Source organism: Pseudomonas fluorescens Q2-87, assembly GCF_000281895.1.
In the GTDB taxonomy this organism is placed as follows: domain Bacteria; phylum Pseudomonadota; class Gammaproteobacteria; order Pseudomonadales; family Pseudomonadaceae; genus Aquipseudomonas; species Aquipseudomonas fluorescens_S.
This window is the reverse complement of record NZ_CM001558.1, coordinates 4,100,105-4,122,413: the sequence shown is the minus strand read 5'-3', so window position 1 is coordinate 4,122,413 and position 22,309 is coordinate 4,100,105. Positions and strand designations below refer to the sequence as shown.

14 protein-coding genes are annotated in these 22,309 nt (G+C 61.9%); 7 read left to right on the top strand and 7 right to left on the bottom strand.

What is annotated here, in order from left to right:
* The first annotated feature begins 15 nt into the window (after positions 1-15).
* Positions 16-1,035, top strand: coding sequence for a quinone-dependent dihydroorotate dehydrogenase (locus PFLQ2_RS09685; protein WP_003183542.1), 1,020 nt, complete (start codon positions 16-18; stop codon positions 1,033-1,035).
* A gap of 186 nt (positions 1,036-1,221) precedes the next feature.
* On the opposite strand, the gene rmf is transcribed toward PFLQ2_RS09685, so the two are convergent.
* The gene (gene rmf / locus PFLQ2_RS28935) at positions 1,222-1,437 is read right to left on the bottom strand and encodes a ribosome modulation factor (protein ID WP_003223300.1); all 216 of its coding nucleotides are present in this window, start codon (positions 1,435-1,437) and stop codon (positions 1,222-1,224) included.
* Between the two features lie 532 nt (positions 1,438-1,969).
* Here rmf and rlmKL point away from each other — a divergent pair.
* Positions 1,970-4,240, top strand: a complete 2,271-nt coding sequence (rlmKL, locus tag PFLQ2_RS09690; protein WP_003183540.1) for a bifunctional 23S rRNA (guanine(2069)-N(7))-methyltransferase RlmK/23S rRNA (guanine(2445)-N(2))-methyltransferase RlmL — start codon at positions 1,970-1,972, stop codon at positions 4,238-4,240.
* Positions 4,241-4,384: 144 nt separating this feature from the next.
* On the top strand, positions 4,385-6,769 hold the full coding sequence (locus PFLQ2_RS09695) for a sensor domain-containing diguanylate cyclase (RefSeq protein ID WP_003183538.1): 2,385 nt from the start codon (positions 4,385-4,387) through the stop codon (positions 6,767-6,769).
* 131 nt (positions 6,770-6,900) lie between these two features.
* Here the strand turns inward: PFLQ2_RS09695 and dacB are convergent, their stop codons facing one another.
* A complete protein-coding gene (gene dacB / locus PFLQ2_RS09700) occupies positions 6,901-8,367 on the bottom strand; it encodes a D-alanyl-D-alanine carboxypeptidase/D-alanyl-D-alanine endopeptidase (protein WP_003183536.1) in 1,467 nt (488 codons plus the stop codon).
* A gap of 232 nt (positions 8,368-8,599) precedes the next feature.
* Here dacB and PFLQ2_RS09705 point away from each other — a divergent pair, with 232 nt between their 5' ends.
* Positions 8,600-8,944 carry a YggL family protein gene (locus PFLQ2_RS09705; RefSeq protein WP_003183535.1) on the top strand — a complete coding sequence of 115 codons (345 nt, stop codon included), beginning with the start codon at positions 8,600-8,602 and terminating at the stop codon, positions 8,942-8,944.
* Between the two features lie 162 nt (positions 8,945-9,106).
* Here the strand turns inward: PFLQ2_RS09705 and PFLQ2_RS09710 are convergent, their stop codons facing one another.
* Complete coding sequence (locus tag PFLQ2_RS09710; RefSeq protein ID WP_003183533.1) at positions 9,107-10,297, bottom strand: benzoate/H(+) symporter BenE family transporter; 1,191 nt, start codon at positions 10,295-10,297, stop codon at positions 9,107-9,109.
* Positions 10,298-10,538: 241 nt separating this feature from the next.
* On the opposite strand from PFLQ2_RS09710, the gene PFLQ2_RS09715 reads away from it, so the two are divergent.
* Positions 10,539-11,303 (top strand): GntR family transcriptional regulator, encoded by a 765-nt coding sequence (locus PFLQ2_RS09715; RefSeq protein ID WP_003183531.1) that lies wholly within the window; start codon positions 10,539-10,541, stop codon positions 11,301-11,303.
* 138 nt (positions 11,304-11,441) lie between these two features.
* Here PFLQ2_RS09715 and guaD read toward each other — a convergent pair whose 3' ends face one another.
* From guaD to xdhA, 4 genes are all read right to left on the bottom strand, one after another.
* Entirely contained in the window at positions 11,442-12,746 is a 1,305-nt protein-coding gene (guaD, locus tag PFLQ2_RS09720) for a guanine deaminase (RefSeq protein WP_003183529.1), read from the bottom strand.
* Between the two features lie 19 nt (positions 12,747-12,765).
* Positions 12,766-13,608 (bottom strand): xanthine dehydrogenase accessory protein XdhC, encoded by an 843-nt coding sequence (gene xdhC, locus PFLQ2_RS09725; RefSeq protein ID WP_003183528.1) that lies wholly within the window; start codon positions 13,606-13,608, stop codon positions 12,766-12,768.
* A 114-nt stretch (positions 13,609-13,722) separates the two neighbouring features.
* Positions 13,723-16,122, bottom strand: coding sequence for a xanthine dehydrogenase molybdopterin binding subunit (xdhB, locus tag PFLQ2_RS09730; RefSeq protein ID WP_003183526.1), 2,400 nt, complete (start codon positions 16,120-16,122; stop codon positions 13,723-13,725).
* Complete coding sequence (xdhA, locus tag PFLQ2_RS09735) at positions 16,115-17,569, bottom strand: xanthine dehydrogenase small subunit (protein WP_003183525.1); 1,455 nt, start codon at positions 17,567-17,569, stop codon at positions 16,115-16,117. Before xdhA ends, xdhB begins: the two co-directional genes overlap by 8 nt.
* Before the next feature lie 392 nt (positions 17,570-17,961).
* Between xdhA and PFLQ2_RS09740 the strand changes: the two genes are divergently transcribed.
* Positions 17,962-18,621, top strand: a complete 660-nt coding sequence (locus PFLQ2_RS09740) for a GntR family transcriptional regulator (protein ID WP_003183524.1) — start codon at positions 17,962-17,964, stop codon at positions 18,619-18,621.
* A 2-nt stretch (positions 18,622-18,623) separates the two neighbouring features.
* On the top strand, positions 18,624-22,112 hold the full coding sequence (gene smc / locus PFLQ2_RS09745) for a chromosome segregation protein SMC (protein ID WP_003183522.1): 3,489 nt from the start codon (positions 18,624-18,626) through the stop codon (positions 22,110-22,112).
* Positions 22,113-22,309: the final 197 nt, after the last annotated feature.

Genomic DNA, 22,309 nt, shown 5'->3' with positions numbered 1-22,309 from the left:
GAGTCAAACCCACCCATGTACACCCTGGCCCGTGAGCTGTTGTTCAAACTTTCCCCGGAAACCTCCCACGATCTGTCCCTGGACCTGATCGGCGCGGGTGGGCGTCTGGGGCTTAACGGCTTGTTGTGCAAGGCCCCGGCGAAATTGCCGGTGACGGTCATGGGGCTGGAGTTTCCTAACCCGGTGGGGCTGGCGGCAGGCCTGGACAAAAATGGCGCAGCCATCGACGGGTTCGCCCAGCTGGGTTTCGGGTTCGTGGAAATCGGCACCGTCACGCCGCGCCCACAGCCAGGCAATCCCAAGCCACGGCTTTTCCGCCTGCCGCAAGCCGAGGCGATCATCAACCGCATGGGCTTCAATAACCTGGGCGTCGACCACTTGCTGACCCGTGTGGCCGCCGCCAAGTACAAGGGCGTGCTGGGCATCAACATCGGCAAGAACTTCGACACGCCGGTGGAACGTGCCGTCGACGACTACCTGATTTGCCTGGACAAGGTCTATGCCCACGCGAGCTACGTGACGGTCAATGTCAGTTCTCCGAACACCCCAGGGCTGCGCAGCCTGCAATTTGGTGATTCTCTCAAGCAACTGCTGGCCGACCTGGCTCGGCGTCGCGCCGAGCTGGCGCTGATTCATGGTCGGCATGTGCCGCTGGCGATCAAGATTGCCCCGGACATGACTGACGAGGAAACCACCCAGGTCGCCCAGGCCTTGATCGAGACTGGGATGGACGCGGTAATCGCCACCAATACGACGCTGGGCCGCGAAGGTGTCGAGGGGCTTGAGCATGGCGACGAGGCGGGCGGGTTGTCTGGCGCGCCGGTACGGGACAAGAGCACCCATACCGTGAAGGTGCTGGCCGCCGAGCTGGCAGGGCGCTTGCCGATCATTGCCGCGGGCGGGATTACCGAAGGCCGGCATGCCGCCGAGAAAATCACCGCCGGGGCAAGCCTGGTGCAGATTTACTCGGGCTTCATCTATAAGGGGCCAGCGTTGATTCGTGAATCGGTGGATGCGATCGCGGCGTTGCGTTGATTGATCTTTGGAAACCCACAACTGTGTTCACAGCTCCGGTAGGAACAGTGTTCATCAGAATCGCAGGCATTAAAAAGGGCTCCTCGAAGGAGCCCCCTGGGCCGTAGCCCGCCGTCCGGATGGGACGCGCGTGGTTAAGTCGATGTGGCTATCAAATTGTCGAGTTCTTGAGTGTTAAGCCCTGTGTCAGCCGACGGCGTGAAGTTCGTTGAGTCTGTGGATACCCGCAGTGCCGGTCATACCGTCCCAGTTGTCGCCGCGTCCTTCTCGCCAGCCATTGATCCAGGCTTGACGTACCGACGGTAGAGTAAAGGGGCAAAGCTCACGGGATTTACCACCAACGCCATATTGGTAACCGCGTAAAAAAGCTCTTTCCAACGGATCACGCTTAAGTCTTCTCATAGGGTGTTGCCCTCACTTGTTGACTGTTGCTTAGCGTCGACCTCTATCGAGGCCGGGGCAGAATCATTCTGCCGTTGGTGGCTCGTTGCCGGCGTGACGAGCCGAGGTGTTGACGCCGTTGCGACGTCAACCTGTGTTGAGTTCTAACCAAAGCGTCACAGGGATGGAATGATCGTTTTGTCATAAGCACGTAACAATAAAGATGTTAGCGCCATAAGTAACATGATGTTCGATGCCCGCTAATGAGCCAGACCCCTGTATGATCGGCCCTGCGCTGAAGGGCGCCGTCCGTGCCCGGATGAGAATGTCCCCCCGTTGCACTCGGGTACTATTCGACGAAAGGGACGAGTTTTCATAATTTGTTGCACAGAATTTTTTATCTGCCCTCGCATCTAAGCTCTTTTAACCTGAGCAGCGAGGGCGGAAGCGGCACATCCTCGTGCCATACGGGTGCTCTTGAGAAAAGCACCTGATTGAACCCGGCCCGGCAATGCGTTGCCCGGTCCACTTAGCCAAAGGCTCTGGAACCCCAATGTCCGATCGTTTCGAACTCTTCCTCACTTGCCCCAAGGGCCTCGAAGGCCTGCTCATCGAGGAAGCCGTCGGGCTTGGCCTTGAAGAGGCGCGCGAGCACACCTCGGCGGTACGCGGCATGGCCGATATGGAAACGGCTTATCGCCTGTGCCTGTGGTCGCGCCTGGCCAACCGCGTATTGCTGGTGCTCAAGCGCTTCCCGATGAAGGACGCCGAAGACCTGTACCACGGCGTACTGGACGTCGACTGGCAAGACCACATGCTGGCCGATGGCACCTTGGCGGTGGAGTTCAGCGGACACGGTTCGGGCATCGACAACACTCATTTCGGCGCCTTGAAGGTCAAGGACGCCATCGTCGACAAGTTGCGCACCCCATCGGGCGAGCGGCCATCCATCGACAAGCTCAACCCGGACCTGCGCATCCACCTGCGCCTGGACCGTGGTGAGGCGATCCTCTCCCTGGACCTTTCCGGCCACAGCCTGCACCAGCGCGGCTACCGCTTGCAGCAAGGTGCTGCGCCGCTGAAGGAAAACCTTGCCGCCGCGATCCTGATCCGCGCCGGTTGGCCGCGTATTGCCGCCGAAGGCGGGGCACTGGCTGACCCGATGTGCGGCGTGGGCACGTTCCTGGTGGAAGCCGGGATGATCGCCGCCGACATGGCGCCGAACCTGCGTCGCCAGCAATGGGGCTTTACCGCTTGGCTCGGCCACGTGCCGGCGTTGTGGAAGAAGCTCCATGAAGAGGCCACCGCCCGCGCTGACGCCGGGCTGGCCAAGCCACCGCTGTGGATTCGCGGCTACGAGGCCGACCCACGGCTGATCCAGCCGGGCCGCAACAACGTCGAACGTGCAGGCCTGAGCGAGTGGATCAAGATCTATCAAGGCGAAGTCGCCACGTTCGAGCCGCGTCCGGACCAGAACCAGAAGGGCCTGGTGATCTGCAACCCACCATACGGCGAGCGCCTGGGCGACGAAGCGAGCCTGCTTTACCTCTACCAGAACCTCGGCGAGCGTCTGCGCCAGGCGTGCCTGAACTGGGAAGCGGCGGTGTTCACCGGCGCGCCGGACCTGGGCAAGCGCATGGGCATTCGCAGCCACAAGCAATACTCATTTTGGAACGGTGCGTTGCCGTGCAAGCTGTTGCTGATCAAGGTGCTGCCGGATCAGTTCGTGACTGGCGAGCGTCGCACCCCGGAACAACGTCAGGCCGAGCGCGAGCAAGCTGCCTATGACCAGGCACCTGAGGTCCCGCAAGAGCGCCAGTACAACAAGAATGGCAACCCGATCAAACCGGCCCCGGCGCCGGCCCCTGTCGTGGAGCAGGCGCGGTTGAGCGAAGGCGGGCAGATGTTCGCCAATCGCCTGCAAAAAAACCTCAAGTTACTGAGCAAGTGGGCCAAGCGCGAAGGTGTGGACTGCTACCGGGTCTACGATGCCGACATGCCGGAATACTCCATGGCCATCGACCTTTACCACGACTGGGTACACGTCCAGGAATATGTCGCACCCAAGTCCATCGACCCGGAAAAGGCCTCGGCCCGCCTGTTCGATGCCCTGGCGGCGATTCCCCAGGCGCTTAACGTCGACAAGAGCCGCGTGGTCATCAAGCGCCGCGAGCGTCAGAGCGGCACCAAGCAGTACGAGCGCCAGAGCGCCCAGGGCAAGTTCACCGAGGTCAACGAAGGCGGCGTGAAGCTGTTGGTCAACCTCACCGACTACCTGGACACCGGACTGTTTCTCGACCATCGGCCGATGCGCCTGCGGATCCAGAAAGAGGCGGCCGGCAAGCGCTTCCTCAACCTGTTCTGCTACACCGCGACTGCCAGCGTCCACGCCGCCAAGGGGGGCGCGCGCAATACCACCAGCGTCGACTTGTCGAAGACCTACCTGGACTGGGCACGGCGCAACCTGTCGCTCAATGGTTTCTCGGACAAGAACCGCCTGGAGCAGGGCGATGTGATGGCTTGGCTCGAAGCCAGTCGTGACGAGTACGACCTGATCTTCATCGACCCGCCAACGTTCTCCAACTCCAAGCGCATGGAAGGGGTGTTCGACGTGCAGCGTGACCACGTCCAGTTGCTGGACCTGGCCATGGCGCGTCTGTCACCCGGCGGTGTGTTGTACTTCTCGAACAACTTCCGCAAGTTCCAGCTCGAGGACAACCTGGGCGAGCGCTACGCGGTGGAAGAGATAACCGCCAAGACCATTGATCCGGATTTCGCCCGCAACGGTAAAATCCATCGCGCATGGAAGATCATGGCGCGCTGATGAATTTTCTGATTGGATCCATGCAGGCCTTGTAATTCAAGGCTTCCAGCTCATTTTAGGGCTGGTCAAACTGATGGCTAATAGCTATAACTTAGCCAGCGGCCGGGGCTGATCCTATGCCTGGCCCCTTTCTGAGTTGCGTTTATGGCATTGCATCAGGTGCGTCCCAGGATCCTGGGCTTTATCAGCGAAGATGTATCGGCCTGGCTGGTGGCTTCGCTGGTCTTGCTCGCCGGCTTGTTCCTGACCGGGCTGTTGTCGTGGGCGACGATGAATCTGTTCAATCAGCAACTGCGCCAACGCTTCGAGCTGCAAGCCGAGGAGCGTTTCAGTCGCATTGAGGAGCGTTTCCAGGAGCAGGAACAGCGCCTCGATGGCCTGAGGCGTTTCTTTGCCAATTCGGAAGGGGTATCCAGCAGCGAGTTCCGTGGTTACGCCGACGCTCTGTTGAGGCGCACCCGGGCACTTGCCTGGGCGCCCCGAGTGCCTGGAAACGAACGGCAGTCGTTCGAGCAGCAGGCGCGGGCCGAAGGCGCCCCCCGCTTTACCATCCTCGAGGCGGACGGCAAGGGCGGTTTGCGCCAAGTCGCCGAACGGGACGAATACGTGCCGGTGCTCTATGTCCAGAGCCAGGCTTCCTACGGGGGGCCACAGGGCCTGGATCTGCTTAGCGATCCCGTGCGCCGCGCAACCCTTGAACGGGCTCATCAGCGTGGCGGACTGGTCGTGTCCCAACCCCTGGACCTGCTGGGCGCCGACCCGGTGCTGGCCCGCGGGGTTCTGCTGGTGGCGCCGGTCACCCGGGAAGCGGCGAGCGAACCGTTCGGGTACGTCGTGGCAGCCATCAGCATGCACCAGTTGGCGGGTGATGGCCTGCCGACTGCGGGGCATGACAACCTCTCGATGCGTATCCTGGACCTGTCGACAGACGACCGGCAAGAAGCGCTATACGAGTCTAACAACCCACCGGACCACAGCGATCTTTCGGCGAGCCGCCTGTTGCGCCTGGCCGATCGCGACTACCGGGTAGATTTGCGACCCAGTCGCGCGTTCCTGTCGACCAATCACTCTTCAGTGACGAGCCTGATGGTGCTGGGGAGTCTGCTCAGCCTGCTGCTCAGCGCCTTGCTCTACGTGTTGGTCAGCCAGCGGCAGCGGGCCTTGAAGCTGGTAGAACAACGCACCCATGAACTGCGTGCCCGAGAGCAGGAACTGCGGGGTACTCACGGCCAACTGCGCGGTGTGCTGGATGCGGCGACCCAGGTGGCGATCATCGCCACGGACCTGCGTGGCGTCATCACCACCTTCAACGCCGGTGCCGAGCAAATGCTTGGCTATCAGAGCTGTGAAGTGTTGCAGAGCATGACCCTCGAAAGCCTCCACCTTCCCCGTGAGCTCCAGGCCCGCGCCGCGCAACTCGGCGCTCGTTTCGGCAAACCGATTCCCACCTGCCACGCGATGCTGCTCGAGGGCGGCGAACAAGGCGGGCAACAGGCGCGAGAGTGGACCCTGGTGCGCCGCGATGGCAGTCACCTCACGGTCAACATGCTGGCGACGCCGATGCTCGACGATCAGGGCCTGTGGGTCGGGCACCTGGCGATCTGCATCGACATCACCGAACGCAAGCGTGTCCACGAAGCACTGGCGGCCCGCGACCTGTTGTTGAAAAAGCTCAGCGCTCATGTTCCTGGCGGGATCTATCAGTTCAAGATGGATTTCAATGGCCGTTTCAGTGTGATCTACGCCAGCGACGGCATTCGCGATATCTACGAGCTGGAACCCAATGTGCTGGTGCAGAACGCCGAGGCGATCTTTTCCCGGATTCATCCGCTGGACAGCACGCGGGTCCGCGCCTCGATTCGGGCATCGGCCGCGACTTTAAGTCCGTGGCGTGAAGAGTATCGGGTACAGCTTCCCTCGCGCGGCTTGCGATGGGTGCGCGGCGAGGCCACGCCCGAGGAACTGCCCGGAGGCGGAGTGCTGTGGCATGGCTACGTCTCGGATATCTCCGACCTCAAGCGCGTGGAAGAAGAGCTGCGGGCCTTGTCGGTCACCGACGCCCTGACCGGCATTCGCAACCGGCGATATTTCCAGGATCGCCTGACGTCGGAAATGGCCCGGGTCGAACGCGGCTCCGGTGGCCTGGCGGTCATCATGCTCGACATCGACAACTTCAAGCGCATCAATGACCGGCACGGCCATGCGGTGGGCGACCGGGTGCTGCAAGCCGTCTGCCAGCGTGTATCGCAACGGTTGCGACGCACCGACGTGTTCTGCCGGCTGGGGGGGGAAGAGTTCGTGGTGCTATGCCCGGACACGGACAGTGACAGTGCCTATTCCCTGGCGCTGGAGCTTTGGGAAAGCTTGCGAGCTGCGCCCATTGATGACGTGGGCGTCGTCACCGCCAGCTTCGGTATCGCCACTTGGCGCCTCGGAGAAGGCGCCGATGCGCTGCTGCTGAGGGCTGACTCGGGGGTGTATGCGGCCAAGCAGTCCGGGCGGGATCGGGTTGAGGCGCAGTTGAGCTAGTTGTTTTGCTGGATGCGCGCGGTCAATTGTGGGAGCGGGCTTGTTCGCGAAGGCGGTGTGTCAGGGGCATTGATTAACCTGACAATCCGCTTTCGGGGGCAAGCCCGCTCCCACATCGGTTCCTGGCGGGCTTAGAGCACCGAAGCCGTTTGCGGCAGTTTCGGCTGGCGGTACAGGTCCAGCAGCACCTGGTCCAGCACCGACGACGCGCCCCATGGCTTCGGATCGTTGAGGATCGCCACCACTACCCAAGTGTTGCCGTTGACGTCACGGCTGAAGCCGGCGATGGCCCGGACGGTGTTCAGGGTACCGGTCTTGATGTGGGCTTCGCCGGCCATGGCGGTGGTCTTGAGGCGTTTGCGCATGGTGCCGTCGGTGCCGGCGATCGGCATCGAACTGATGAACTCCGCCGAATACGGGCTGTGCCAGGCGGCTTGCAGCATCGCTGCCATTTCCCGGGCGCTGACTCGTTCGGCGCGGGACAGGCCGGAACCGTTCTCCATCACCAGGTGCGGCGCGGTGATGCCTTTCTTGGCCAGCCACTGGCGCACCACCCGCTGTGCGGCCTTGGCGTCGTCACCGTCGGCTTCGTTGCGGAACTGCGCGCCGAGGCTCAGGAATAATTGCTGGGCCATGGTGTTGTTACTGTATTTGTTGATGTCGCGGATGATCTCCGCCAAATCCGGCGAGAACGCCCGGGCCAGCACCTTGGCGCTGCTCGGCGTCGAGGCCAGGCGGTCCTTGCCCTGGATGCTGCCGCCCAATTCCTTCCAGATCGCCCGCACGGCACCGGCGGTGTAGGTGGGATGGTCCAGCAGCGACAGGTAGGTCTGGGAACTGCAACCGTCACCCAACTGCCCGCCCACCGTCACGGTCACGCTGCCGTCAGCCTGGGGCACCGGGTTGTAGCGCACGCCGCCGGTGCATTGCTTGGAGTTGACAGCCTTGACCTGGTTCTCGATGCGAATGCTGGCAATGGGCGGCTCCACCGACACCAGTACTCGACCGCCGTCATTGCGGGCGACGAAGCGCAGGGCCTTGAGGTTGACCAGCAGCGAATCGGGCTTGACCAGAAACGGCTTGTTTTCGTCGTTGCCGTCATCGTTGAATTCGGGCAGTTGCGGTTGGATGAAGAACCCTCGGTCCAGCACCAGGTCGCCGGTGATCTGCTGCACACCGTTGGCGCGCAGGTCACGCATCAATAGCCAGAGCTTTTCCATGTTCAGCTTGGGATCGCCGCCGCCCTTGAGGTACAGGTTGCCGTTGAGAATGCCGCCGCTGAGGGTGCCGTCGGTGTAGAACTCGGTTTTCCACTGGTGGTTGGGGCCGAGCATTTCCAGGGCCGCATAGGTGGTGACCAGTTTCATGGTAGACGCCGGGTTTACCGAGACGTCGGCGTTGAACACTGTCGGTGTGCCGGGGCCGGTGAGGGGCACCATCACCAGGGACAGGGCATCGTCTTGCAGCTTGCTGGCCTTGAGGGCCTTTTGCACGTTGGGCGAGAGGGCGGTGTTGAGAGTGGCGGCGCTGGTAGAAACGGGAAGGGCCAGGGGAAGAAGAAAGCTGGCCAGAAGCAGTGGACGCAAAGATTTGATCATTTGAAATAAAACCCTACGGGCGAGGGGGAAAAAGACGAGGGCATGGAAATGAACGCCCTCAGTGGTCATGAAAGTGTCGGCATTATGCCCCAAGCTGCAACGGCTTGTGCCGCGCCTGAGCCTTCCAGGCGCTATTTTTTACCGACGGTAGGCCAAGATGCCCGATCAGTCGGGCAATCGGTGCACCAAACTGGTAAAGTGCCGGCCGTTATTACTTATGAGGATTGTTCCAATGGCGACTAACCGTTCCCAGCGTCTGCGCAAAAAATTGTGCGTGGATGAATTTCAAGAGCTGGGTTTCGAACTCAACCTGGATTTCAAAGAAGATCTGGCCGATGAGGCTATTGACGCTTTCCTCGACGCTTTTCTCAAAGAAGCCATGGAAGCCAATGGCCTGGGCTACGTCGGCGGCGACGACTACGGTCTGGTTTGCCTGCAGAAGCGTGGCTGTGTGACCGAAGAGCAGCGTGCTGCCGTTGAAGCCTGGCTCAAGGCGCGTCCTGAGCTGACCAGCGCTGAAGTCAGCCCGCTGATGGACGTCTGGTACCCGGAGAAGCCGATCAATCCGGTCGCCTGATGTTCCGAAACCGGCAGCCCTTCCGGGCGCCGGTTTTTTTGTGCCTGCCATTTATGCGTTGCTTGCCAGGCCGCCTTCGCGAGCAAGCCCGCTCCCACAGTGGATATGTGTCGTTCACATCACTTCTGTGGGAGCGGGCTTGCTCGCGAAGCTTTTAAGCTATCAGGCGTTGCGCCAGTTCAGGATGAGCAACGTCAACACCCCCGCGACAATCCCCCAGAACGCCGAACCGATGGAAAACAGCGTCATTCCCGATGCCGTGACCATGAAGGTGATCAGTGCCGCCTCCCGCTCCTTGGCCTGGCTCATGGCGATGGTCAAGCCATTGATGATCGACCCGAACAGCGCCAGCGCGGCGATTGATAACACCAGTTCCTTGGGCAAGGCCGCGAACAGTGCCGCCAGCGTTGCGCCGAACACCCCGGCAATGCCATAGAAAATCCCGCACCAGACCGCTGCCGTGTAGCGCTTGTTGCGGTCCTCGTGGGCGTGCGGCCCGGTGCAGATGGCCGCGCTGATGGCCGCCAGGTTGATGCCGTGGGAACCGAACGGTGCCAGCAGCAGCGAGGCGATGCCGGTGGTGGTGATCAATGGCGAGGCCGGCACGGTATAGCCGTCGGCCCGCAGCACGGCGATGCCGGGCATGTTCTGCGACGTCATTGCCACCACGAACAGCGGAATGCCGATGCTGATGGTGGCCGCCAGGGAAAAGTGCGGTGTGGTCCACACCGGCGTCGCCACTTCCAGGGCAAAGCTACTGAAATCCAGCAGCCCCAACAGGCCGGACAGCCCCGTGCCGATCAACAGCGCCGCCAGCACGGCATAGCGTGGCGACAGGCGCTTGACGATCAAATAGGTAAAGAACATCCCCAGCACCAGGCCGGTGCGGTGTTGGGTGGCGACGAAAATCTCGCTGCCGATCTTGAACAGGATGCCCGCCAGCAAGGCTGCCGCCAGCGACGCGGGGATGCGCTTGACCAACCGTTCGAAGCTGCCGGTGAGGCCGCAGATGGTCACCAGTATCGCGCAGGTGATATAGGCACCGATGGCCTCGCCATAGCTCACGCCGCCCAGGCTGGTGATCAGCAGTGCCGCGCCGGGGGTGGACCAAGCGATGGTAATCGGGGTGCGGTAGCGCAGCGACAGGCCGATGGAGCAGATCGCCATGCCAATGGAAATCGCCCAGATCCATGAAGAGATCTGCCCACTGGTCAGCCCCGCTGCCTGCCCGGCCTGGAACATCAGCACCAGGGAGCTGGTGTAGCCGGTCATCATCGCGATGAATCCGGCCACGATAGCTGAGGGCGATGTGTCGGCCAGAGGACGAAGTGGCGCGGTCGTGACGTCGGTCATGGTGGGCGGTGGTCCTTGTTGTAAATTAGCCGGGCTCCGGGAGCCACGGATTTGGGTTTAAGCCTAAACTCAACCCAGTAGCCAATTGCAATACAGCCATGCCCGCAAACAGCCGTACAGTCGTGTTGCCATCAGAGGTTGTGTACAATCGCCGTGTTTTTTACGCGATACTTGCCAGCGACCCGCTGTGCCGTATTACAGTCACGGTCAATTCGCCGCAGTTTTTCCGACTCGAGTGCCCATGAACGAACAGTTGCAGCCCCTCAAGAAACAACCGCGTGCTGGTAAAGCCGGCCGCAGCGGAACCCAGGACGATATTGTCTACGCGCATATCTTCGAGGCCATCCTCGAACAACGCCTGGCGCCCGGTACAAAGTTGAGCGAAGAGGCACTGGGGGAGATTTTCGGAGTCAGCCGCACGATCATTCGTCGGGCGCTGTCACGCCTGGCCCATGAAGGGGTGGTGTTGCTACGACCCAATCGCGGCGCCGTGGTGGCCAGCCCGAGCGTCGAAGAGGCGCGCCAGGTGTTCATGGCCCGGCGCCTGGTAGAACGTGCGATTACCGAGCTTGCGGTACAGCACGCCACCGCCGAGCAGTTGGCCGAACTGCGGCAGATGGTCAGCGACGAGCGCGACAGTTTCTCCCGCGGTGACCGCGGCGCCGGCATCCGCCTGTCGGGCGAGTTCCACCTCAAGCTGGCCGAAGCGGCGAAGAACGCGCCACTGATCAGCTTCCAGCGCAGCCTCGTGTCCCAGACGTCGCTGATCATCGCCCAGTACGAAAGCGGCAATCGTTCCCACTGTTCCTACGACGAACACACCCAACTGATCGATGCCATCGAAGCCCGCGACGCCACGCTGGCGGTGGACCTGATGATGCATCACATGGACCACATCGACAGCAAGCTCAACCTCGACGAAGAAAGCGCGTCGGACGATTTGCATGCGGTGTTCTCGCACCTGCTGCAGAGCAAGAAGCCAGGGCGTTCGACGGCCAAGCTCTGATTGAGTGAAGTCAGCGGCACCGAGTCGCGCCCTTCGCGAGCAAGCCCGCTCCCACATTCGACCGTGTTGTCATGACATATGCCGATCAAATGTGGGAGCGGGCTTGCTCGCGAAAGCGGTCTGATAGGCGAAAAAACTCTATCGCTGATGCACCAGCCGACCCGCCGCATAAGTCTGCGCCACCGTCCGGTCATCCCCCAGCGTCATCAACACAAACAGCCGCTCGGCAATGTCCCGTGCCTGCTTCAGGCGATAGCTCAAGAGCGGTGTGGCGTTGTAGTCCAGCACCAGGAAGTCCGCATCGGTGCCCGCTTGCAGAGTCCCGATCCTGTCTTCCAGGCGCAATGCCCGGGCACCGCCAAGGGTGGCCAGGTACAGCGACTTGAACGGGCTCAGCCGTGCGCCCTGTAGCTGCATGACCTTGTAGGCTTCGTTCAGGGTTTGCAGCAGCGAAAAACTGGTGCCGCCCCCCACGTCCGTACCCAGCCCAACGTTGACTTTGTGCTTTTCGGCCATCGGCAAATTGAACAGGCCGCTGCCGAGGAAGAAGTTCGAGGTCGGGCAAAACGCGATGGCCGAACCGGTCTCGGCCAGGCGTGCGCATTCGTCGTCGCACAAATGCACACCGTGGGCGAAGACTGAGCGCTCGCCGAGCAGCTGATAGTGGTCGTAGACGTCCAGATAGCCTTTGCGCTCAGGGAACAATTCCTTGACCCACTGCACTTCCTGCAGGTTTTCACTGATGTGGGTTTGCATATACAGGTCGGGATATTCCCTCAGCAACTGACCGGCCAGGGCCAGTTGTTCCGGCGTGCTGGTGGGGGCGAAGCGCGGGGTGACGGCGTAATGCAGACGACCCTTGCCGTGCCAGCGTTCGATCAGCGCCTTGCTTTCGGTGTAGCTCGACTCGGCGGTGTCCACCAGATAGTCCGGGGCGTTGCGGTCCATCATCACCTTGCCGGCGATCATCCGCAGATCCAATTGCTGGGCCACTTCGAAAAACGAGTTCACCGACTGCGGGTGCACACTGCCGAAAACCAGCGCGGTGGTGGTGCCATTGCGCAGCAGTTCCTTGACGAAAATATCGGCCACGGCATCGGCATGGGCCTTGTCGGCGAACTGGCTTTCGCAAGGAAAGGTGTAAGTGTTGAGCCAGTCGAGCAGTTGCTCGCCATACGCACCGACCATGCCAGTCTGTGGCAGATGAATGTGCGTGTCGATGAAGCCGGGGGTGATCAGCGCGTCCGGGTAGTGGCTGATTTCGATCTCCGCTGGCAGGGTCGGCAGCAAATCGCGGGCGTGGCCGATGGCGCTGATCTGGCCGTTTTCCACCACCAGCAAGCCGTCTTCGAAATATTCGTAGGACGCCTCGATGCCGACTTCGGCAGGGTCGGCGAGGCTGTGGAGCAGGGCGGCGCGGTAGGCTTTGCGTGTCAGGGGCATGGGGATTCTCAACGATTGTTCAACGGTTCGCCTGGCTGCGACGCGAGGCCGGCAGCAGCTTGGCAATCGGTTCGGCGCGCGTGGTGTGCTGGCCAAAATCGGCGTTATAGGTGGCGATGATTTCGCCGGCGATGGAGATGGCGATTTCCACAGGCAACTTGCCTTTGACTTCGCCGATGCCCATCGGGCAACGCATGCGCTGCAGAGTGCTGCTGTTGAAACCGCGGTCGCGCAGGCGATGCTCGAACTTCACCCGTTTGGTCTTCGAGCCGATCAGGCCGAAGTAGGCGAAGTCGTTGCGCTTGAGAATCGCGGCGCTCAATTCCAGGTCGAGCTGATGGTTGTGGGTCATGACGATGCAGTAGCTGCCGGCGGGCAGTTCGTCGACCTCATCCAGCGGCTCCTCGCTGACGATTTTGCGCACGCCGTGGGGCAGGTGCTCGGGAAACTCAGCTTCCCGCGAGTCGATCCAGCGCACCTTGCAGGGCAGGCTCGCCAGCAACGGCACCAGGGCGCGACCAACATGGCCGGCGCCGAACACAGCGATCTGCGCCTGCACCTGGCCCATGGGCTCGAACAGCAATACGGTGACGCCGCCGCAACACTGGCCAAGGCTGGCGCCCAGGCTGAAGCGTTCCAGATGGGTGGTTTGCTGGCCGCTGGCGAGCATCTGCCGGGCGATCTCCATGGCCTTGTATTCCAGGTGCCCGCCACCGATGGTGTCGAAGATCTGGCGGGTACTGATGACCATTTTCGAGCCGGCGTTGCGCGGTGTTGAGCCGAGTTCTTCGATGATCGTCACCAGCACGCAGGGTTCGCCGCGGTCTTGCAGGTCGGCGAGGGCGCTGATCCAGTTGTACATAATTACCTCGACCTCTCTTTTTCTGTTCGGCCGCTTTCGCGAGCAGGCTCGCTCCCACAGTGGATCGCGGTCTCCTGTGGGAGCGGGCTTGCTCGCGAAGGCCACGCCTCGGTCTTAGAGCGGAGCCAACTCGACCTCGGCTTCCACAGGCTTCGCGGCCTTCAACTGCCGCATCTGCTCACACCCCCACAGCACCCGCTCCGGCGTCGCCGGCGCATCGATGTTCGGTTGATGCCGGTAATCCCCCAGGCTCGCCACGGCGTCCTTGATGGCGCACCACGCGGCGATGCCGAGCATGAACGGCGGTTCGCCCACGGCTTTGGAATGGAACACCGTGTCTTCGGGGTTCTTGCGGTTTTCCACCAGCTTGACCCGCAGGTCCAGCGGCATGTCGGCCACCGCCGGGATCTTGTAGCTGGCCGGGCCGTTGGTCATCAGCTTGCCCTTGTCGTTCCACACCAGCTCTTCCATGGTCAGCCAGCCCATGCCCTGGATGAAACCGCCCTCCACCTGGCCGATGTCGATGGCCGGGTTCAGTGACGCGCCGACGTCGTGGAGGATATCGGTGCGCAGCATCTTGTACTCGCCGGTGAGGGTGTCGACGATCACCTCGGCGCACGCCGCGCCATAGGCGTAGTAGTAGAACGGCCGGCCACGGGCCTGGCTGCGGTCGTAGTAGATTTTCGGTGTCTTGTAGAAGCCGGTGCTCGACAGCGAGACCTGGGCGAAGTACGCCTGCTGGATCAACCCTTCGAAGGTCAGGATGTGGTCGCGCACTCGCACGTGACCGTTGTGGAAAGCTACGTCTTCTTCGCTGACCTTGTATTGCCGCGCGGCGAACTCCACCAAGCGCTGCTTGATGATTTCGGCAGCGTTCTGCGCCGCCTTGCCGTTCAGGTCGGCGCCGCTGGAGGCGGCGGTGGGCGAGGTGTTCGGCACCTTGTCGGTATTGGTCGCAGTGATCTGCACGCGATCCATCTCTACCTGGAAAACCTCGGCCACCACTTGGGCAACCTTGGTATTCAAACCCTGGCCCATTTCGGTGCCGCCATGGTTCAAGTGGATGCTGCCGTCGGTGTAGACGTGGATCAGCGCGCCGGCCTGGTTGAGGAAACTGGCCGTGAACGAAATACCGAATTTCACCGGGGTCAGCGCCAGGCCTTTTTTCAGGATCGGGCTATTGGCGTTGTAGCGACGGATCGCTTCGCGGCGTTCGGCGTACTGGCTGCTGTGCTCAAGCTCGGCGGTCATTTCCTCGAGCATGTTGTGCTCGACGGTCTGATAGTAGTGGGTGACGTTGCGCTCGGTCTTGCCGTAGTAATTGGCCTTGCGCACCGCCAGCGGATCGAGCCCCAGGTGCCGGGCGATGGCATCCATCACCTCTTCGATGGCGACCATGCCTTGCGGCCCGCCGAAGCCCCGGTAGGCAGTGTTCGAGGCGGTGTTGGTCTTGCAGCGATGGCCGTTGATGGTCGCATCGCCCAGGTAATAGGCGTTATCGGCATGGAACATCGCCCGGTCGACAATCGACGCCGACAGGTCCGGCGAGCAGCCGCAGTTGCCGGCCAGTTCCAGTGCGATGCCGTGCAGGCGTCCGCTGCCGTCGAAGCCCACGTCGTATTCGATGTAGAAGGGGTGGCGCTTGCCGGTCATCAGCATGTCTTCGACTCGCGGCAGGCGCATCTTGGTGGGTTGGCCGGTGAGGTAGGCGATGACTGCGCACAGGCACGCCGGGCTGGCGGCCTGGGTTTCCTTGCCGCCAAAACCGCCGCCCATGCGGCGCATGTCTACCACGACCTTGTTCATCGACACGCCCAGCACTTCGGCCACCAATTTCTGTACTTCGGTGGGGTTCTGGGTCGAGCAGTAGACGATCATGCCGCCGTCCTCGGTGGGCATCACCGAGGAAATCTGGGTTTCCAGATAAAAGTGTTCCTGGCCACCGATGTGCAGTGAGCCCTGGATACGATGCTCGGCGCTCGCCAGCGCCGTGGCTGAATCACCGCGCTGGTGGGTGTGGCTGTCGAGCACGAAATGCCGCTTGCGCAGGGCTTCGACTACATCCAGCACCGGTTCCAGGTCTTCGTATTCGACGATGGCCGCCATCGCGGCCTGGCGCGCGGTTTCCAAGTCTTTCGCGGCCACGGCCAGCACGGGTTGGCCGACGAACTGCACGTCATCGATGGCCAGCAACGGATCGCCGGGCAACAGTGGGCCTATGTCCTTGAGCCCCGGGATGTCTGCATGGGTGATGGCGATGCGCACGCCCTCGAAGGCATAGCAGGGCGCGGTATCGATGCGGATGATGCGGGCATGGGCGCGGTCCGACAGCCGGGCGTAAACGTGCAGTTGGTTGGGAAATTCGAGGCGGTCGTCGATGTATTGGGCTTCGCCGGACACATGCTTGGCGGCGCTGTCATGCTTGACACTGCGGCCTACGCCAGTGGTCAGGTCGCGGGCGAACAGCTCGGCGAGTTCGGCTTGAGTCTTCTCTACGGCGTGATGGTTAGACATAAGCGGTCACCCGAGTCTCGATGTGCGGTGTTTGCAGTTCGATGAAGTATTTGCGCAACAGGTTGCGGGCGCTGAGCAGACGGTATTCCTTGCTGGCGCGGAAATCCGAGAGCGGCGTGAAGTCCTCGGCCAGGGCTGCGCAGGCGCGCTCGACAGTGCTCTCGTTCCACGGCGCACCGATCAGGATGGCTTCGCAATGCTTGGCGCGTTTGGGCGTCGCCGCCATGCCGCCGAAGGCCACGCGGGCGTCATGGACGATGCCGTTGTCGATCCGTAGGTTGAATGCCGCGCACACGGCAGAGATGTCGTCGTCCAGGCGCTTGGAAACCTTGTAGGCGCGGAACGATTGCTCGGCGCAGGCCCGGGGCACGATGATCGTTTCGATGAATTCGCTTTCCTGGCGGGCGGTGACCCGGTAATCAATGAAATAGTCTTCCAGCGCCAGGGTGCGGCGGGTCTGGCCCTTGCACAGCACGATCTGCGCGCCGAGGGCGATCAGCAGGGGCGGCGAGTCGCCGATCGGCGAGGCATTGCCGATGTTGCCGCCCAGTGTGCCCTGGTTGCGAATCTGCAGCGAGGCGAAGCGCTGCAGCAGCTCGCCAAAGTCCGGATATTCAGCCTTCAAGGCTTCGTAGCAGTCGGAAAGGGCGGTGGCGGCGCCAATCTCCAGGCGGTCGTCGAAGCGCTCGATGCGCTTGAGTTCGGCGACGTTGCCCACGTAGATCATCACCGGCAGGGTGCGGTGGAACTGAGTGACTTCCAGGGCCAGGTCGGTGCCACCGGCCAACAGGCGCGCCTGGGGGTAAGCATCGTAGAGGTCGGCCAGGTCGGCGACGGTCAGCGGTACCAGGCAGCGTTTGTCGCCGCTGTTGAGTTCGCCGGTTTCGGTCGGGGCGATGGCTTTGAGGCGGGCAATGGTCTCGGCTTCCCGGGCGTCGAACTGGTCCGGCTGCTTGCCGCAGCAGGCCTGGTCGGCGGCGGCCAGGATCGGCCGGTAGCCGGTGCAGCGGCAGAGGTTGCCGGCCAAGGCCTCGTGGGCCTTGTGAGTGTCGGGTTGCTCGCTGTTCTTTTGCAGGGCGAACAGCGACATGACGAAACCTGGCGTGCAAAAGCCGCATTGCGAACCATGACAATCGACCATCGCCTGCTGGACGCTGTGCAATTGGCCCTGGTGCTTGAGGTCTTCGACGCTGATCAATTGCTTGCCGTGCAAGGCCGAGACAAACGTCAGGCACGAATTGAGGCTGCGATAGCGCATACGCTCTGCACCGGCTTCGTCCGTATGCAGTTCGCCCACCACCACGGTGCACGCGCCACAGTCGCCGCTGGCGCAGCCTTCTTTGGTACCGGATTTACCGACGTGTTCGCGCAAATAGTTGAGCACGGTCAGGTTCGGGTCCAGGGCATGCTCGCTACGGAGTTCCTGGTTGAGTAAAAACTGGATCACGGAAGGCCTCGCAGACTCATTATTGTTTTATCGACGTGGACTGAATTTATCAGTTCTGACTTTTCGGTCAATGATTTTCTGACTTGAGGGTCAGGAAAGTTCGTTTGGTCGATGAACAACGGATTCAAGGTATTGGTTCTTTAGCGATGTCCTATCCATCAGTTAAGCGCAAATCCCTGTGGGAGCGGGCTTGCCCGCGAAGGCGGCATTTCTGTCGGAAGATTTCTTGCGGACGAACTGGCCTCTTCGCGAGCAAGCCCGCTCCCACATGGGCGGAGCACTGAAAAAATTGCTTATATCGTGCCAAAAACCCCGTGCAGGCCCTGCGCCATGACGTATCGAGTGCGCTACACTGCGCCGCTTATGCAGATCGAAGAGTTTGAAGGACAACCATGACGTTCAAGGCCCCGGACAGCCTCGCTGAGCAAATCGCCCACCACCTCGCTGAACGCATCATTCGTGGCGAAATGAAGCCGGGAGAGCGCATCCAGGAGCAGAAGGTCACGCTGGCGCTCAATGTCAGCCGCGGCTCGGTCCGTGAGGCCTTGCTGATCCTGGAGCGGCGCCACCTGATCGCGATCCTGCCGCGTCGTGGCGCGCACGTCACCGAGCTCACTGAACATAACGTGCGCAGCCTCTGCACGCTGATGAGCGAGTTGTACATCCTGTTGGGCAACGCCGTGGCCCATGGCTGGCAGGAGCAGGCCGACATGGCGCCGTTCATGGCAATCCAGCAGCGCCTCAAGGACGCCTATGAACGCCAGGACATCCGTACGTTCGTCGACGAAAGCTTCAGCGTGATGCGCGCCGCGTATCCGTTCGCCAACAACCCGTACTTGCAGGAAACCGTCGAGAACCTGCAACCTGCCATGAGCCGTGCCTATTTCCTCGCCCTGGAACAGCGCAAGGCCGAGATGAGCGAATTCCTCGACCTGTTCCAGCGCCTGCTCGTCGCCGTGCTGGCCCGTGATCTGCCGCAGATTCGCATTGTGCTGACGGCCTATGCCCAGCGCAGTTGCGACCTGGTGGTCTCTGCCCTGACGAAGGCCTGACCGTGCGGCTCAAGTGCATCAAACTGGCGGGGTTCAAATCTTTCGTCGACCCGACCACGGTGAACTTCCCCAGTAACATGGCGGCGGTGGTCGGGCCCAACGGTTGCGGCAAGTCGAACATCATCGACGCCGTGCGCTGGGTGATGGGCGAGAGCTCGGCAAAAAATCTGCGCGGCGAGTCGATGACCGACGTCATCTTCAACGGCTCCACCAGTCGCAAGCCGGTCAGCCAAGCCAGCATCGAGCTGGTGTTCGATAACTCCGACGGCACCCTGATCGGCGAATACGCGGCCTATGCGGAAATTTCCATCCGCCGCAAAGTGACCCGCGACAGCCAGAACAGTTACTTCCTCAACGGCACCAAATGCCGACGCCGCGACATCACCGATATTTTCCTCGGCACTGGCCTGGGGCCGCGCAGCTATTCGATCATCGAGCAGGGCATGATCTCCAAGCTGATCGAGGCCAAGCCCGAGGACCTGCGCAACTTCATCGAAGAAGCCGCCGGCATTTCAAAGTACAAGGAGCGGCGCCGCGAAACCGAAAACCGTATCCGTCGCACCCATGAAAACCTCGCTCGCCTGACCGACCTGCGTGAAGAGCTCGAGCGTCAGCTCGAACGCTTGCACCGTCAGGCCGAGGCCGCCAAGAAATACCAGGAATACAAAGGCGAGGAGCGCCAGCTCAAGGCCCAGCTTTCGGCCCTGCGCTGGCAGGCGTTGGATGAGCAGGTCGGCCAGCGCGAGGCGATCATTGGCAACCAGGAGGTCAGTTTCGAGGCCCTGGTGGCCGAGCAACGCAACGCCGATGCGGCCATCGAGCGCCTGCGCGACGGCCACCACGACCTGTCCGAGCGCTTCAATCTGGTGCAGGGGCGCTTCTATTCGGTGGGTGGCGACATCGCCCGGGTCGAACAGAGTATCCAACACGGCCAGCAGCGGCTGCGGCAGTTGCAGGACGACTTGAAGGAAGCCGAACGGGCGCGCCTGGAAACCGAATCCCACCTGGGCCACGACCGCACATTGCTGCTGACCCTCGGCGAAGAGCTGGACAGGCTTACGCCGGAGCAGGAAATCACCAGCGCCGCCGCCGAGGAGGCGGCCGCTGCCCTGGAAGAAGCCGAGCTGACCATGCACGGCTGGCAAGAGCAGTGGGACAGTTTCAACCTGACCTCGGCCGAGCCACGGCGCCAGGCCGAGGTGCAGCAGTCGCGCATCCAGCAGTTGGAAACCAGTATGGAGCGCTTGGCCGATCGCCAGCGTCGCCTGTCCGAAGAGCGCGCCTTGCTCGCGGCGGACCCGGAAGACGCGGCGATTCTCGAGCTGAGCGAGCAGTTGGCGGCCAGCGAAGCCACCCTCGAAGACTTGCAGGCCAGCGAAGACGCCCAGGTCGAACGGCTCGAGCAACTGCGCCAGGCTTTGCAACTGGCCCTGCAGAATCAGCAGCAGGCCCAAGGTGAACTGCAGCGGCTCAACGGTCGCCTGGCCTCGCTGGAAGCCTTGCAACAGGCCGCGCTGGACCCGGGCACCGGCACCGCCGAATGGCTGCGGGACCAGCACCTGGCCGAACGCCCACGCTTGGCCGAAGGGCTGAAAGTCGATCCGGGCTGGGAGCTGGCGGTGGAAACCGTACTGGGTGCGGATCTGCAAGCGGTGCTGGTTGATGATTTCGGCGGCTTCGATCTTTCAAGTTTTACCCAGGGTGACCTGCGCTTGCTCAGCCCGGCTGGCGATGGCGTGCGCATGCCCAGCAGCCTGCTGGACAAGGTCGAGGCCCAAGTCGACCTGTCGCCCTGGCTGGGACAGGTCAAGCCGGTGGAGAGTCTTGAGCAAGCCTTGGCCCTGCGCGGGCAATTGGCTGCGGGCGAAAGCCTGATCAGCCGTGACGGCTACTGGGTGGGCCGGCATTTCCTGCGGGTGCGCCGGGCCAGCGAAGCCGAGAGCGGCATGCTCGCCCGGGGCCAGGAAATCCAGCGCCTGGGCGCCGAGCGCGAAGAACGTGAAGCCAGCGTCGAAGCCTTGGAAACCGAATTGCAAAACCTGCGGGCGCAACAGCGTCAACAAGAGAACGGCCGTGAACACCTGCGGCGGCTGTTGCAGGACGAAGCGCGCCAGCAAGGCGAGCTCAAGGCGCAGTTGTCGGCCGGCAAGGCCAAGGTCGAACAACTGGCCCTGCGTCGCACCCGCCTCGAAGAAGAAATCGCCGAGCTTGGCGAGCAGCGTGCGCTTGAGCATGAACAGATTGGCGAGGCGCGCCTGCAATTGCAGGACGCGCTCGATGCCATGGCGCTGGACACCGAGCAGCGCGAGCTGTTGCTGGCCCAGCGCGACAGCCTGCGCGAGCGCCTGGACCGAGTGCGCCAGGAAGCCCGCCAGCATAAGGACCATGCCCATCAGTTGGCGGTGCGCCTGGGCTCGCTGCGGGCCCAGTACGATTCCACGCGTCAGGCATTGGAACGACTGGAAATGCAGTCCGAACGCCTGACCGAAAAACGCGAGCAGTTGAGCCTCAATCTGGAGGAAGGCGAAGCACCGCTGGAGGAGCTGCGCCTCAAGCTCGAAGAGCTGCTCGACAAGCGCATGAGTGTCGATGAAGAACTCAAGACCGCACAGATTGCCCTGGAGGACGCCGACCGCGAACTGCGCGACGCCGAGAAGCGCCGCAGCCAGGCCGAGCAACAGTCCCAATTGATCCGCGGCCAGATGGAACAGCAGCGCATGGAGTGGCAAGCCCTGACCGTGCGCCGCAAGGCGTTGCAGGACCAGTTGCTGGAGGACGGCTACGACCTGAACGGCGTCCTCGCCACCCTCGTTGCCGGGGCGAACGAGAAGGACGCCGAGGAAGAGCTGGAACGTATCGCCCAACGCATCCAGCGCCTGGGGGCAATCAACCTGGCGGCCATCGACGAATACCAGCAGCAGTCCGAGCGCAAGCGCTACCTGGACGCCCAGAACGATGATCTGGTGGAGGCGCTGGATACCCTGGAAAACGTTATTCGCAAGATCGACAAGGAAACCCGTAACCGCTTCAAGGATACCTTTGATCAGATCAACGGTGGTTTGCAGGCGCTTTTCCCAAAAGTTTTCGGTGGCGGCAGCGCCTACTTGGAACTGACGGGCGAAGATTTACTCGATACAGGGGTGACAATCATGGCGCGTCCTCCTGGCAAGAAGAACAGCACCATCCATTTGCTCTCCGGTGGCGAAAAAGCGCTGACCGCGCTGGCTTTGGTTTTCGCCATTTTCAAATTGAACCCGGCGCCGTTCTGCATGCTCGACGAAGTCGATGCACCACTGGACGACGCCAACGTAGGCCGTTACGCACGGCTGGTGAAGGAAATGTCCGAAACGGTGCAGTTCATCTACATCACCCACAACAAGATCGCCATGGAGATGGCTGATCAATTGATGGGCGTGACCATGCACGAGCCAGGCTGTTCGCGGCTGGTGGCGGTGGATGTGGAGGAGGCCATGGCAATGGTGGATGCTTGAAACCCGGGCTGTAGGGCATCTACCTGTAACGTTGTAGGTCTTTTTTACCCTTGGGCCTGTTGTTCAAATCACAGATTGGACACAAGCCCATGCGACAGACGGTGTAAAGTTATCTTTGGTCGTGCTAGTTTAATGTCAATTTTTCGTATGCGTGGGCAAAACGCCATTCAGAACATAGAGTTGGCGCCACGTTTTAA

Bases quoted from the DNA above. Each gene is read 5' to 3' on its own strand.
- PFLQ2_RS09685 (WP_003183542.1), top strand. From the start codon at position 16: ATGTACACCCTGGCCCGTGAGCTGTTGTTCAAACTTTCCCCGGAAACC.
- rmf (WP_003223300.1), bottom strand. From the start codon at position 1,437: ATGAGAAGACTTAAGCGTGATCCGTTGGAAAGAGCTTTTTTACGCGGT.
- rlmKL (WP_003183540.1), top strand. From the start codon at position 1,970: ATGTCCGATCGTTTCGAACTCTTCCTCACTTGCCCCAAGGGCCTCGAA.
- PFLQ2_RS09695 (WP_003183538.1), top strand. From the start codon at position 4,385: ATGGCATTGCATCAGGTGCGTCCCAGGATCCTGGGCTTTATCAGCGAA.
- dacB (WP_003183536.1), bottom strand. From the start codon at position 8,367: ATGATCAAATCTTTGCGTCCACTGCTTCTGGCCAGCTTTCTTCTTCCC.
- PFLQ2_RS09705 (WP_003183535.1), top strand. From the start codon at position 8,600: ATGGCGACTAACCGTTCCCAGCGTCTGCGCAAAAAATTGTGCGTGGAT.
- PFLQ2_RS09710 (WP_003183533.1), bottom strand. From the start codon at position 10,297: ATGACCGACGTCACGACCGCGCCACTTCGTCCTCTGGCCGACACATCG.
- PFLQ2_RS09715 (WP_003183531.1), top strand. From the start codon at position 10,539: ATGAACGAACAGTTGCAGCCCCTCAAGAAACAACCGCGTGCTGGTAAA.
- guaD (WP_003183529.1), bottom strand. From the start codon at position 12,746: ATGCCCCTGACACGCAAAGCCTACCGCGCCGCCCTGCTCCACAGCCTC.
- xdhC (WP_003183528.1), bottom strand. From the start codon at position 13,608: ATGTACAACTGGATCAGCGCCCTCGCCGACCTGCAAGACCGCGGCGAA.
- xdhB (WP_003183526.1), bottom strand. From the start codon at position 16,122: ATGTCTAACCATCACGCCGTAGAGAAGACTCAAGCCGAACTCGCCGAG.
- PFLQ2_RS09740 (WP_003183524.1), top strand. From the start codon at position 17,962: ATGACGTTCAAGGCCCCGGACAGCCTCGCTGAGCAAATCGCCCACCAC.